Here is a 12588-nt window from a genome sequence, read left to right on the forward strand (position 1 = left end):
GCCTCCTGCTTCAGGTGTCCGCGTCAGCTCGCGCGCTCGCGGGCGACCAGCGCCGCGGCATTCTTGACGATGTCGTCCCAGCTCTTGCCCTTGACCAGGTATTTGCCGTCGATCACCAGCGACGGCGTCGACCGCACCTGGCTTTGCATCATGAACTGATGCGCCTTGAGCACCTTGGCATTGACCGAGAAGCTCGACATCAGATCCTCGAACTGCTTCGGATCGGCGCCGTACTTGGCGTAGAAGGCCGCAACCTTGGCCGGATCGATCACCATGCCCTCGCCCGGCAGCGTGTGCTGCTCGTGGATGGCGGCGTAAACGGCATCATGCGTCTTGGCCACCAGGCCCAGCGCGTCGGCCGCGTAATAGGCCTTGGCATAAGCCTTGAAATCCTGGCGAAAATCCGCCGGCACGTAGACCACGTTGACATCGGACGGCAAGGTCGCCTTCCACTTCTCGAACGTCGGATTGAACGCGTTGCACGCCGGGCAAACGTAGTTGAAGACCTCGGCGACTTCGACCTTGCCGTTCTCCGGCTGGAACGGGCTGCCGTTCGGAATGCGAATGTAGTCGACGCCTTCCTGCAAGTTATCGCTGGTGGCAGCGGTTGCGGTGGCCTTGGCCGCAGGTGCCGGCGGCGGTGTCGGCGCCGGGGCTTCGCTGGCAGCGGCATCCGCCGTTTCCGAAGCCGGCGCCGGCGCATCCGCCGCAGCGCCGGAATCGGCCGCGGTATCCGCACTCGTATCGGCCGGCGCCGCGGGCGCCGCAGACTCGGTGGCCGCCGGAGCCGCCGGCGCCGACGAATCCTGAGATTTCGAACAGGCGGCCACAGTGGCCAGCAAGCCAACCGCCAGCAGGTAACGCAACTTCATCGACTTCACTCCCGAGAGTTGGGCGAGGCCCGGATCACCGAACCCACGCAAAAGGATGCGAGAACGCCCATTCTAGAGGGGTTCGTCGCTGAGCACCGACCACGGCGGCGCTCGGAAGGTTCCACGTCACCGGCGAGCGCAGCGCCGATTCAAACCCAGGGCGCCAACTGCGCGTCTCACCCTTGCGGGCGGGCGAGTCGGCCATCCGACAGCTGCGCGTAATCAAAAAGGGGCAAATAGCGAATGAACGCAGTGATCGGCATGACCGGCGTTGTCGGCCTCCTGCTGCTGGCTGGCTTCGCGCTGGGCCTGACGCAGCGGCGCCATTTCTCGCCGAGATGGCTACTGATCGCCGCTACGCTGGTGCTCGTCAATGACTTCCTGCTGACACGCGGTTACGGGCTGCTGCCGCACCTGCTGCCGCCCAGCGAGTGGAACTGGCAGGGCAAGCTGCTGGCACTGGCGGCAACCCTGTGCATTGCCGCGCTGCCTGGCTTCGGCTGGCGACGCAGCGGCCTGACCGTCACGCAAACGCCGGGCAGCCTGAAAAGCTGCGTCCCGGTCGCGCTGCTCTACTGCGCGTTTTTCGCCGTCATCGCCTGGATCTATCCGAGTGGCCCGGCGTCGCACGAAACGGTCGCCTTCCAGCTGACCATGCCCGGCTTCGAAGAAGAGCCGTTCTATCGCGGCATTCTGCTGCTGGCACTTGACCAAGCCTTCCGTGGCCGCGTGCGCTTTCTCAGCGTCGACTGGGGCTGGGGCGCGGTGCTGTCATGCGCCTTGTTCGGTCTGGCCCACGCCTTCGGCTACGGCGCGCACGGCTTTTCGTGCGGCCCGATGACCATGGCGCTGACCGCGCTACCATCGTTCATCGCCGTCTGGCTGCGCCTGCGTACCGGCAGCGTGCTGCTGCCGATCGTGCTGCACAACTTCGGCAATTCGATCTCGTTGCTGATCTAGCATGCTCGGCGGAAACTCGACACAACCATGCGGCGTCGATGCGAAGTCCCTCTGACGCTTCACCAGACGAGCCGGTCGAACGACCACGCCGCCACGGTCCATTGCGTGTATCGCCCACGGGTATTCGCGCAAACTGTCGGCGTTGGCCTTCCGGCAAACGTCCTGCAGGGGCGCCGCCGCTGCGACCGACGCGCTCTGCACCGTTCGCGTTTCTAGCGATATGCCATGGCTACCGACTGCGGAAATCAGCGGCCGGCAGCACGTCTACAGGCTCTCGCGCGGCCAGCTTGCGTGGCGCGGTTTCGCGCAAGAACAAGCTGATGACCAAGCCTATCACCAACCCGGCGAGCGCCAGATACAGCGGGCTCTGCAGGCCGTGATGCTTCGCCATCCAGCCGCCAATGACCGGGGCGATGCCTCCCCCGAAGATTTCCCCACTACCACTCACCAGACCAATCGTCGCAGCCATACGCCCGACGGGCGCCGCTTCCGCGGCCATGGTCCCGCTGATCAGCGTCAACAGGCCCAGCGCCGAAGTGGCCACCAGCATCAACAGCACGAACAAGCTCACCGGCTCGGCGCCGACATGCGCAAACCACCACAGGAACAGAGCGCCGAAGCCGAACCCGAGCACCGCGGCAAGGCGTCGGCCGATCTAGTCGGAGGCGGTCGGCAAACCGAACATGCCCAGCGCGCCACCGAAGCCCAGCGCCGAGAGGACAAAGCCCATCGCGGCCGGCGTCATGTGCAGGTAGTCGCTGAGATATATCGGCATGAAAGCGGCCAGCACGAACATGCCCATCACGGCGCAGAACTGCGCGAGCATGCCCAGCAAGACATTGCGATGCCCGAAAATACTCCCAGTGACATTCGCACTGACCAGATCCCCGGTGACATCCCCCTGCGCGGCGGGGGAATCGCTTGCGCCCTGCGCGCGATCGCGAATCACCTTCCACATGACCACGGACAGGATCAGGCCCGGAACGCCCACCACCAGGAACACCCAGCGCCAGCTGGGCAACACGTTCAACAGCTGTGTGGCAATGATGGGCCCGAAGCCCAGGCCGAACAGCGCGAACGCGCACTGCTGGATTCCCTGGTTGCGTCCTCGTCGCGCCGGCAACGACGCATCATTGGTCGCAGCAAAACTGCTCGGACAGAACGCACCTTCAGTGACCCCCATCAACGCGCGAATCAGCAGCAGACTGGCCAGACCTGTTACCAACCCGGAAAAGGCCGATAGCAGCGAGAATGCAATCATCGCGGGAATCAACACTTTCCTGCGGCCCAGACGGTCGCTCAGGTGGCCGGTGATCACCGCGAAGAGGCCCCATGCAATGCCGAGCACTCCGAGGATATTGCCCACGTCCTGCGGATCCAGATGCAGATCCTTCATCATCATCGGCAGCAACGGCGCAATGATCCATCGGTCCAGGCCGACCAGACCGAAGCCCAGCGTCAGTAGCGTCACCGCTTTCCATTCGTAGACGGTGTCCCATTTCGTTTCTTGTGCCTGCACGGTGCTCATCCCTCGGAACTTGTGCTGCGGAACGCCCGGTGACGTCGACGCGCCGATGTATCGCGACGGCTTGCGCCTCTGCGATGTCATTCGTCACGCGCCGCGGCGGGCGCGCGGATTTACTCTTTCTTGTCGCTGTACATCGGGATGACGGTGATCGACTTGCCGATCACGAAACGCGTCAGATCCTCACCGACCACCAGCGGGCCCGAATACGTCGTGCGCGTACGCGCGACGATCTCGTCGATGCCGACCGGCGCAATGCCCGGCCGCGCCAGTCGCACGATGTGCGAGTACACCGCCAGACGCGGCTTGGCCTGGCTGAACACGCGGCCCGCGTCTTCCGGATCGGTATGGTGATCCATCACCCGCTGGATCATCGGCGTACCCTCGATCGACTTCGGCGCCGCCGCCACCTCGTGAATCAGCACGTCGGTACCGGTGCCGTACTTGATGACGTTCGGGTTGTATTTCGTGTCACCGCTGATCGCCACCGAATGCCCCGCATAGTCGACGCGGTAGCCGTATGACGGCTTGATCAGCGGGCCGTGGTTGACCTCGAACGCCGTCACCTTGACGCCATCATGATCAAGGATCACGCCGTCCTTGGAGAACTCGTGCGCGATCATCTTGGTGCCGTCCACCGGCACGTGCTCGTCGGCTTCGCGGATGCTGATGTCCTTGCTGTAGGTCTCCATCAGCCCATTGACGATATGCGCGGTGCCTTCCGGCCCATAGACATCGAGCGGCTCGCTGCGTGCACCAATCGGCGGGATGTAACCTGTCATCCACAGATCGGCCAGGCCATTGAGATGGTCGGAATGAAAATGCGTGAGGAACACGCCGTCGATCTTGCCGAGCGACACGCCGGCCTGCGCCAGCCGCAACGCCACGCCGCGCCCGGCGTCGAATACCAGATTCAGGCCGCCGGCCTGCACCAGCGTCGAGTTTCCGTAACGCGACGGCAGCAGCAGCGGCGTGCCCGTGCCGAGCAGCGTCACCACGATCTCGCCTTGCGTATCGTCGGCCGGCGGCGGCGGCGCCGCGCCGGCCTGCTGCGTGAGAAGCACACCGGCGACCAATACGCTGACCATCGACAGCAGTTTCTTTTTCATATTTCCACGAATTGACGAGTACATGTCATGACCTCCTCGAATGTGCCGATCTTTGAAAAATTCCGGCGTTGAATGGCGCGTGAAATGTCATCACGAGCCGGCTCGCTCTCTGGTTGCATACACGCCGATGCGGCGAAAGATGCACAGGGTCACCGTGTCAAATCCGAGGCGCACGTCGCCGACACCGCGGGTGGTGCGGCGCATGCGGACAAGGCGCTTGAATGCTCGCACCCTGACGAACAGCAGGGGCCGAAATCTTGGAAAACGGCCGCCTGCAGCCCAGCGTCAGCTGAAGACTATGGCAGTGGTGGTGGACATCTGTGGTCTCCTCGCTCCTTATCGTGTGCTGCGACGCGTGGCGGCACGGGAAGCAGCCGGCACGCATCTCATCGAGCGACGCTATCTGAACGCAGCCGGCGACGTGACGTCCAATACTTTAGGCAGCTCCTACTATGCGCAGCAGGCATAGTAGGAGCCTGCTCTGCGATCGCCAGCTCAGCCGCCGGTCGACCAGATGGCGAGTTCGGCGTCGATCATCTGCCGGAATCGCTGCAAAAGCGGCGAGGAATCACCGGCGCGGACGGTCATGATCAACGTCGAACTGAGCTCTTCCTCGGCCAGTGGCCGATAGGCGATGTCGTCGCGATGCAGGCGTTGCACCGAAGACGGCACGATCGTCACGCCCATGCCGGCAGCAACGAGACCGATCGCGGTCTGCAGTCCGTTCACTTCGAACGTGCGCGCCAGTTCGTAGCCGCGCGTCGTGAACTGGCGCAGCACTTCGTCGGCATAGCTGGGACGCGGCGTCGCGGGATAAAGCAGCAGCGTCTCGCCGGCAATGCGTTCCAGCGAAATCCGCGCCTCGTGGACCAGGGGAGAATGCGACGGCAGCGCCACGACCATCGGCTCCTGCATCAGCACCACGTTTTCGAGCCCTTCGCTGTGGATCGCCAGACGCCCGAAGCCGACATCGATGCGGCCGGACTTGAGCGCCTGCGCCTGCTGGATCGACGTCAGTTCCAGCAGGGTCACGTCGCGCCGCTCGTTCTCGGCCGCAAACGCACGCAGCACGTTCGGTAGCGGCCCGTAAAGCGTCGACGGCACGAAGCCGACGCCCATCCATTCGGTGTTGCCGCCGGCAATGCGCTTGGTGGCCTTCTCGATTTCGCGCAGCCGCGACAGCACCTGCACGGTCTGGTCGTAGAAGAACTGGCCAGCCTTGGTCAGCTTCATCGGCCGCGTGCCGCGCTCGAGCAGTTTGACGCCCAGCTCGTCCTCGAGCTGCTGGATCTGTCGCGACAGCGGCGGCTGGGCGATATGCAGCTGCTCGGCGGCGCGACTGAAGTTCAGGGTGCTCGCCACGGCCTGGAAGTATTTCAGGTGACGAAGCTCCATTAAACCTCATAGGTATGGTCGAAGATGAATTAAATATTGGACACGACTCATCCACAAAGTCAAAGCTTCGCCGTCGCCAGTCAGGACGGCGTGGGCACAGACCACGCCGGGACGTCGAATACGACGAATCGATCCGGCGCGCCATAAATACCAAAGATGGAGAGGAGAGCGACATGCCGATTTTCAGCCATTTTCCGCAAGGTGCCGACACCCGCCCGGGCAACGTCCCCGATGCGCCGCCTCGCGTGGCAGATGCATTCGGCGTCGGTGGATAGCGCACGTCTGCCGCCACCCTGATTTCTGAATGACGAAGGGCCGCCTCGAGGCGGCCCTGAATCCCGACAAAGCGCTGCGACTGGCCGGGCCTGCGATGCCCGACCGGTGACGGGCGCACCATTTCCGGAGGAAGCCATGAACGACAACAATTCAGTACCACACGCATCGGCGTCACCAGCGAACCGCCGCCGCACCCCTCGCACGCGCGCTGCGGCGCTGGCGCTGGTCGCCGGCGCCAGCGCCGGCGCCTGGTCGACGGCGCATGCCGACGCACAGCTGCCGGCAAACACCGGCAAGGGGCCCGCACAGGGCGAGTACCACCTGCTGCGTTTCAACGATCAGCCGCCCAGCGCTCCGGCCACCGCCGACTGGTCGGACAGCCTCAAGCACATCAGCTTTGGCAACCCTGACGATCAGATCTATCTTTCGCTCGACGGCCTCGAACGTTTCCAGTTCAACAGTTACTCGCACGAGTCGCTGGGCTCGACGAGTTATGACGGACAGCGCTTCTATCAGTATCGGCACATCTATGGCGCCGACCTGCATCTGGGCCCGCAGCTGCGCATGTTCGGCGAGTTGGGCAGCGCCCAGGTCGCAGACCACCAAGCCGCCAAGCAGCCGGCGCGCCAAGTCAACGACGCCTTCGTCGAGCAAGCGTTTGTTGAAGCCAATACTGCTGTTGGCAACGGCTCACTGACGGTCCGCGTCGGCCGTCAGCAGATGTGGCTCGGCAACGGCTTGCTGGTGACGACGCAGCCGAACGCCAACGTGCCCTGGTCGTTCGACGGCATCGACATGAGCTGGCGTTCCGATTCGGTCCTCGTCGACACCTTCCGCGTCGAGGCCGTTCAGACAGGCACCGGCGGCTTCGATGACGACCGCCGCACCGACGCACGTCGCATGTGGGGCGTCTACAGCAGCTTCGCGCTGCCACAGGGCGGCAGCGGCGCGTCGAAGCTCAATCTCGACGCGTTCTACATCGGCACGCGCTGGGAAGGCATGAAGTTTGCCGGCACGGCCGGCACCGACCGCCGCGGCAGCTACGGCGCGCGGCTGTGGGGCAAGCTCGGCGGCCTGGCGGTGGACTGGACGGCGATCGCGCAGGTGGGCCGCTATGCCGGCACCGACGTTTCGGCATACGGCGTCTACTCGACGACAGGCCATACCTTCGGCTCGGTACCACTGAAACCAACCGTCGCCGTGCATGCCGACCTGATCTCCGGCGGCTACAGCGAATCGAAGACGCATACCTACAACCCGCTGTACTCGGGACAGGTGTACTACGCGGCAAGCGGCTATCTGGCCGGCAGCAACATGATCGACGCCGGCCCGGCGCTGTCGCTGCAAGTCGCACAGAATGTGCGCGTCACCGTCTACAACCGTTGGTACTGGAAGCAGAACGAAAAGGACTTCATCTACGGCCGCGGCTTCGTCGCATTGCCCGGCACCAACGACAGCAGCGCGTCGTACATGGGCATGCAGCCGGACATCAACTGCGTCTGGCAAGTCAGTCGGCATCTGTTTCTGTCGCCAGAGCTGGCGTACTTCAAGGTCGGCAAGACACTGGAAAGCGCCGGCGGTGACGACGTCTTCTACTCTCAGCTGGACCTGAGTTTCATTTTCTAACCGGCCATCCGGCGCGTTGCCCGTGCCGCGGCCCAGACACGGAACTGCAATGGATTTCCAGGAAAACCCCTTCAAACGTCGCCTGCTGCGCGGCGAGACGCAGTATGGCCTGTGGCTCGGCATGTCGCAGACGATCAGCGCCGAGATCTGCGCCGGCGCCGGCTTCGACTGGCTGCTGATCGACGCCGAGCACGGTCCCAACGACCTGCGTTCGATCCTGCCGCAGCTGCAGATGATCGCGCCATATGCGTCGCAGGCCGTGGTGCGGCCCTCGCACGGCGACGACGTGCTGATCAAGCAGGTTCTGGAGACGGGCGTGCAGACGCTGCTGATCCCGATGGTGGAGACCGCGGAGCAAGCCCGGCGCCTGGTCCGCGCGATGCGCTATCCACCGCACGGGATTCGCGGTGTCGGCAGCGCATTGGCACGCGCATCGCGCTGGGGCCGCATCGCCGACTACGTGCAGCGCGCCAACGATGAGATGTGTCTGTTGGTACAGGTCGAAACGGTTGAAGGCATGCGCAACCTCGACGCGATCCGCGACGTCGAAGGCGTCGACGGCATCTTCTTCGGCGCCGCGGACCTCGCGGCGTCGATGGGGCATCTCGGCTATGCCAACCATCCCGACGTCGTCAAGTCCATCGAGGATGGCCTGCAGAGGATCTCAAAGGCAGGAACGTTCGGTGGCGTGCTGTGCACCGACAAGCCACTGGTCGCGCGCTACCACGCGGCGGGCGCGCGCTTCATCGCGGTCGGCGTCGACGTCCTGCTGCTGGCGGCCGCAACGTCGCGGCTCTGTGCCGAGTACAAACCCGACGTCGCCGGCCGCACGGTCGCCGACAGCTACTGACGCAGCGCCGCCCCCCAGTCCGTCATCACAGCGCTCTTTGGCGCCAGGACTATACCTCGCAGGCATGATGCCGACTGCCAAAGTATTGGACTCTCCCTCGCGGCGGGCATGTAATGGCAGCAGGAACAGGCCGGGCCCATCAGGCGCTTCGAGCTTGGTCACGATTCTCGAATAAGTGCCTGAACACAGGCGGTGGAGGAGTCAAAGATGGCGATGACTGGCGTGTTGCGCCCTGCGCATTGTGAGCTCCGCGTGCTCGATCTCGACGAAACGCTGAGCTTCTACCTCAATATCCTCGGGCTCACCGAAGTCGCGCGCGACGCGGCCGGCCGCGTCTACCTGAAGACCTCGAACGAAACCGACCAGCACAGCCTCGTGCTGCGCAAGGCAGATCGCCCCGGCATGGACAACTATGCCTTCAAGGTTATCGATGAGGTGACACTCGAACGGCTCGAATCGGATCTGCGCGCCTACGGCGTGGCCACCGAATGGATCCCGGAAGGCGAGATGCTCAATACCGGTCGCCGGGTGCGCTTCGAGTCGCCGACCGGGCACATCTTCGACCTGTTCGCGAGCAAGGCGCCCGCGCCGGATCTGCGTTCGTACACGAACCCGACGCTGTTCGATCACGAAGGCGTGGGCATCAATCCGGTGCGCCTCGACCACTGGCAGATTCACGGCACCGATCTCGACGGCAGCGTGAAGCTGTTCAGCGAAGTGCTCGGCTTCAGCACCGTCGAAAAGATCGTCACCAACGACGGCAAGACCGATCTGGCGTGCTGGATGACCTGCTCGCACAAGCCGCACGACGTGGCCTTCGTGCGCGACGAGCGCCCCAACACGCTGCATCACCTCGCTTATCTGATCGGCTCCTGGGAGCAGCTGCTGCGCGCCGCCGACCTGATGTCGGCTCGCCGCGTGAAGATCGACGCCGGCCCGATGCGACACGGCATCACGCAAGGCACGACGATCTACGCCTTCGATCCGTCCGGCAATCGCATCGAAACGTTCTGCGGCGGCTACGACTACTACCCGGACATGCCGATGACGGTGTGGACGGAAAACGAAATGGGGGCCGCGGTGTTCTATCACACGCGCGAGCTCAACGAGCGCTTCCTCACCGTCGTCACCTGAAACGGCAGACGCACGATAGAACGGCGGGGCGCATGAACGCCGCGCCAATACCGGAAACACCATGACGCAAACCCTGCATCAACGCCTCGGCGAGCGCCTCTACCAGGCGCTGCGCGAACGCAAGGCGATCGCGCCGCTGACGGCCGAATACCCCGAACTGACGATCGCCGACGCCTACCGCATCCAGCAATGCATGATCGATCGGCGCCTGGCCGCCACCGGCGAGCGCATCGTCGGCAAGAAGATCGGCGTCACCAGCCAGGTGGTCATGGACATGCTCGGCGTCGACCAGCCGGACTTCGGCGTGCTGACGTCGGGGATGGTCTACAACGACGGCGCTCAGATCGCTGCCGGCGAGCTGATCGCGCCGAAGGCCGAGGGCGAAATCGCCTTCCTGCTCAAGCGCGATCTGTGCGGCCCCGGCATCGGCTGCGCCGACGTCCTGGCCGCCACCGAGCTGGTGATGCCGTGCTTCGAGATCGTCGACTCGCGCATCGCCGACTGGAAGATCAAGATCCAGGACACCGTCGCCGACAACGCCTCGTCCGGCGTCTTCGTGATCGGCGACGCCGCCGTCGATCCGCGCCGGCTCGATCTGACGCTGACCGGCATGACGCTGGAGAAGAACGGCCAGCTGATCGGAACCGGTGCCGGCGCCGCCGCGCTCGGACATCCCGCCAACGCCGTGGCCTGGCTCGCGAATATGCTCGGCACGCTGGGCGTGACGCTGCGCGCCGGCGAGATCGTACTGTCCGGTTCGCTCGCGGCGATGGTTCCCGTTGCGGCCGGCGATCAGCTGCGCATCGGCCTGTCCGGCATCGGCTCGGCCAGCGTCTCCTTCATCTGACCCCTACGGAGCCACCATGGCACTGGACCCGAACACCATCGCCGCGCTCGCCGCGCATCTGGAAGATGCCGAGCTGCAGCGCCGCGAAGTCACCAAGATCACCGACGACCATCCGGACATGGACTGGGCGGACGCCTACGCGATCCAGGACGCGATCCGCCTCCGCAAGCAAGCGCGAGGCACGCGCATCACCGGCCTGAAGATGGGCCTGACCTCGGTCGCGAAGATGCGGCAGATGGGCGTCACCGAGCCGATTCACGGCTTCATCACCGATTACGGCGCAGTTGCCGACGGCGGCGAGATCGCCATCGACGAGCTGATCCATCCGAAGATCGAGGCGGAGATCGCCTTCGTTCTCAAGCGTCCGCTGGCCGGGCCCGGCGTGCACATCGGCGACGTGCTCGCGGCGACCGACATCATCGTGCCGGCCGTCGAAGTGATCGACTCGCGCTACAAGGATTTCAAGTTCGACCTCAAGAGCGTGATCGCCGACAACACCTCGTCGGCCCGTTATGTGGTCGGCGGCCGTGCGCGCAGCGTCGCCGGCATCGACCTCAAGCACCTCGGGGTCGTGCTCGAAAAGAATGGCCGCATCCTCACCACCTCGGCCGGCGCCTCGGTTCTCGGCCACCCCGCCGCCAGCGTCGCGATGCTCGCCAACATGCTTGGCGCCAAGGGCCGCGAGGTCCCGGCCGACACGCTGATCCTGACCGGCGGCGTCACCGAAGCGTTCCTCGTCGAGCGCGGCGACCACATCAACGTGCGCTACGAGCATCTCGGCAGCGTTTCCATGCATTTCGTCTGAGGATTTCCCCCATGCCCATCATTCAAGTCTCGATGATCGAAGGACGCGGCGAAGAGAAGAAGGCCGCGCTGGTCAAGGCGCTGACCGAAGCCGCCGTCGACAGCATCGGCGCGCCGCGCGAGAGCGTGCGCGTCATTCTCAATGAAGTGCCGAACACCAACTTCGGCATCGGCGGCAAGACCGCCAAGGAACTGGGGCGCTGACCGCGCCCCGTCACCCGTTTCCAGGAGCATTGCCATGCGGCTCAATTCCGCCGTCCCTGCCGCCATCATCGGCTCGGGCAACATCGGCACGGATCTGATGATCAAGGTACTGCGCAACGCGCGCCATCTGAAGATGGGCGCGATGGTCGGCATCGATCCGAACTCGGACGGCCTCGCCCGCGCTGCGCGCATGGGCGTCGCGACCACGCACGAAGGCATCGACGGGCTGGTCAGCCTCCCGGGCTTTGGCGACATCCGCATCGCCTTCGACGCCACCAGCGCCGGCGCGCACGCGCGCCACAACGAGGTGCTGCAAAAGCACGGCATCAAGGTCATCGATCTGACGCCGGCCGCGATCGGCCCGTACACCGTGCCGGTCGTCAACCTCGACGACCACCTCGATGCCGGCAACATCAACATGGTGACCTGCGGCGGCCAGGCGACGATCCCGATCGTCGCGGCGATCTCCCGCGTCGTGCCGGTCAAATACGCCGAGATCGTCGCTTCGATCTCCAGCAAGTCGGCCGGCCCCGGCACCCGCGCCAACATCGACGAGTTCACCGAAACCACCAGCCGCGCACTCGAAGTCGTCGGCGGCGCCCAGGTCGGCAAGGCCATCATCGTCCTCAATCCCGCCGAACCGCCGCTGCTGATGCGCGACACGGTCTATTGCCTCGCCGAGCCCGGCGATCAGGCAGCGATCGAGCGTTCGATCGAGGAGATGGTGGCGTCCGTCAACGCCTACGTGCCGGGCTATCGGCTCAAGCAGCGCGTGCAATTCGACCTGATCCCCGAGAGCGCGCCGGCCAACGTCCCGGGCATCGGCCTCAGCAGCGGCCTGAAGGTCAGCGTCTTCATCCAGGTCGAAGGCGCCGCGCACTATCTGCCGGCCTACGCCGGCAACCTCGACATCATGACCAGCGCGGCCCTTGCCTGCGCCGAACGCCTCGCGGAAACGCGCCTGCTGCCGAAAGCGGCCTGAAGCG

At 64.8% G+C, this 12588-nt stretch carries 11 protein-coding genes and 1 pseudogene; 8 read left to right on the forward strand and 4 right to left on the reverse strand.

Annotated elements, in window-relative coordinates:
* Positions 1-23 precede the first annotated feature (23 nt).
* Entirely contained in the window at positions 24-872 is an 849-nt protein-coding gene (locus G7Y82_RS00360; RefSeq protein ID WP_168146013.1) for a thiol:disulfide interchange protein DsbA/DsbL, read from the reverse strand.
* Positions 873-1115: 243 nt separating this feature from the next.
* Between G7Y82_RS00360 and G7Y82_RS00365 the strand changes: the two genes are divergently transcribed.
* On the forward strand, positions 1116-1832 hold the full coding sequence (locus tag G7Y82_RS00365; protein WP_168146014.1) for a CPBP family intramembrane glutamic endopeptidase, BDIM_20840 family: 717 nt from the start codon (positions 1116-1118) through the stop codon (positions 1830-1832).
* Positions 1833-2061: 229 nt separating this feature from the next.
* Here the strand turns inward: G7Y82_RS00365 and G7Y82_RS00370 are convergent.
* The 3 genes and pseudogenes from G7Y82_RS00370 to G7Y82_RS00380 all read right to left on the reverse strand — a co-directional run bounded on the left by G7Y82_RS00370 (position 2062) and on the right by G7Y82_RS00380 (position 5861).
* A pseudogene (locus G7Y82_RS00370) lies at positions 2062-3360 on the reverse strand (MFS transporter).
* A 110-nt stretch (positions 3361-3470) separates the two neighbouring features.
* Entirely contained in the window at positions 3471-4466 is a 996-nt protein-coding gene (locus tag G7Y82_RS00375) for an MBL fold metallo-hydrolase (RefSeq protein WP_168146015.1), read from the reverse strand.
* A 495-nt stretch (positions 4467-4961) separates the two neighbouring features.
* Positions 4962-5861, reverse strand: coding sequence for a LysR family transcriptional regulator (locus G7Y82_RS00380; RefSeq protein WP_168146016.1), 900 nt, complete (start codon positions 5859-5861; stop codon positions 4962-4964).
* Positions 5862-6272: 411 nt separating this feature from the next.
* Here G7Y82_RS00380 and G7Y82_RS00385 point away from each other — a divergent pair, with 411 nt between their 5' ends.
* The 7 genes from G7Y82_RS00385 (at position 6273) to G7Y82_RS00415 (ending at position 12584) form a co-directional block, all read left to right on the forward strand.
* Positions 6273-7763 (forward strand): alginate export family protein, encoded by a 1491-nt coding sequence (locus G7Y82_RS00385; RefSeq protein WP_168146017.1) that lies wholly within the window; start codon positions 6273-6275, stop codon positions 7761-7763.
* 49 nt (positions 7764-7812) lie between these two features.
* A complete protein-coding gene (locus G7Y82_RS00390) occupies positions 7813-8613 on the forward strand; it encodes an aldolase/citrate lyase family protein (protein ID WP_168146018.1) in 801 nt (266 codons plus the stop codon).
* A 207-nt stretch (positions 8614-8820) separates the two neighbouring features.
* The gene (locus tag G7Y82_RS00395) at positions 8821-9747 is read left to right on the forward strand and encodes a catechol 2,3-dioxygenase (RefSeq protein WP_168146019.1); all 927 of its coding nucleotides are present in this window, start codon (positions 8821-8823) and stop codon (positions 9745-9747) included.
* 61 nt (positions 9748-9808) lie between these two features.
* Positions 9809-10594, forward strand: coding sequence for a 2-oxopent-4-enoate hydratase (gene dmpE / locus G7Y82_RS00400; protein ID WP_168146020.1), 786 nt, complete (start codon positions 9809-9811; stop codon positions 10592-10594).
* Positions 10595-10610: 16 nt separating this feature from the next.
* Positions 10611-11399 carry a 2-oxo-3-hexenedioate decarboxylase gene (gene dmpH, locus G7Y82_RS00405; protein WP_168146021.1) on the forward strand — a complete coding sequence of 263 codons (789 nt, stop codon included), beginning with the start codon at positions 10611-10613 and terminating at the stop codon, positions 11397-11399.
* An 11-nt stretch (positions 11400-11410) separates the two neighbouring features.
* Positions 11411-11602 carry a 2-hydroxymuconate tautomerase gene (gene thmT, locus G7Y82_RS00410; RefSeq protein ID WP_168146022.1) on the forward strand — a complete coding sequence of 64 codons (192 nt, stop codon included), beginning with the start codon at positions 11411-11413 and terminating at the stop codon, positions 11600-11602.
* A gap of 34 nt (positions 11603-11636) precedes the next feature.
* Positions 11637-12584 (forward strand): acetaldehyde dehydrogenase (acetylating), encoded by a 948-nt coding sequence (locus tag G7Y82_RS00415; RefSeq protein ID WP_168146023.1) that lies wholly within the window; start codon positions 11637-11639, stop codon positions 12582-12584.
* Positions 12585-12588 lie beyond the last annotated feature (4 nt).

The organism is Solimonas marina (assembly GCF_012241385.1).
Classification (GTDB): domain Bacteria; phylum Pseudomonadota; class Gammaproteobacteria; order Nevskiales; family Nevskiaceae; genus Solimonas; species Solimonas marina.

Coding starts and splice junctions, on each gene's coding strand:
- G7Y82_RS00380 (WP_168146016.1), bottom strand. CDS start 5,861: ATGGAGCTTCGTCACCTGAAATACTTCCAGGCCGTGGCGAGCACCCTG.
- G7Y82_RS00415 (WP_168146023.1), top strand. CDS start 11,637: ATGCGGCTCAATTCCGCCGTCCCTGCCGCCATCATCGGCTCGGGCAAC.
- dmpH (WP_168146021.1), top strand. CDS start 10,611: ATGGCACTGGACCCGAACACCATCGCCGCGCTCGCCGCGCATCTGGAA.
- thmT (WP_168146022.1), top strand. CDS start 11,411: ATGCCCATCATTCAAGTCTCGATGATCGAAGGACGCGGCGAAGAGAAG.
- G7Y82_RS00385 (WP_168146017.1), top strand. CDS start 6,273: ATGAACGACAACAATTCAGTACCACACGCATCGGCGTCACCAGCGAAC.
- G7Y82_RS00375 (WP_168146015.1), bottom strand. CDS start 4,466: ATGAAAAAGAAACTGCTGTCGATGGTCAGCGTATTGGTCGCCGGTGTG.
- G7Y82_RS00365 (WP_168146014.1), top strand. CDS start 1,116: ATGAACGCAGTGATCGGCATGACCGGCGTTGTCGGCCTCCTGCTGCTG.
- dmpE (WP_168146020.1), top strand. CDS start 9,809: ATGACGCAAACCCTGCATCAACGCCTCGGCGAGCGCCTCTACCAGGCG.
- G7Y82_RS00395 (WP_168146019.1), top strand. CDS start 8,821: ATGGCGATGACTGGCGTGTTGCGCCCTGCGCATTGTGAGCTCCGCGTG.
- G7Y82_RS00360 (WP_168146013.1), bottom strand. CDS start 872: ATGAAGTTGCGTTACCTGCTGGCGGTTGGCTTGCTGGCCACTGTGGCC.
- G7Y82_RS00390 (WP_168146018.1), top strand. CDS start 7,813: ATGGATTTCCAGGAAAACCCCTTCAAACGTCGCCTGCTGCGCGGCGAG.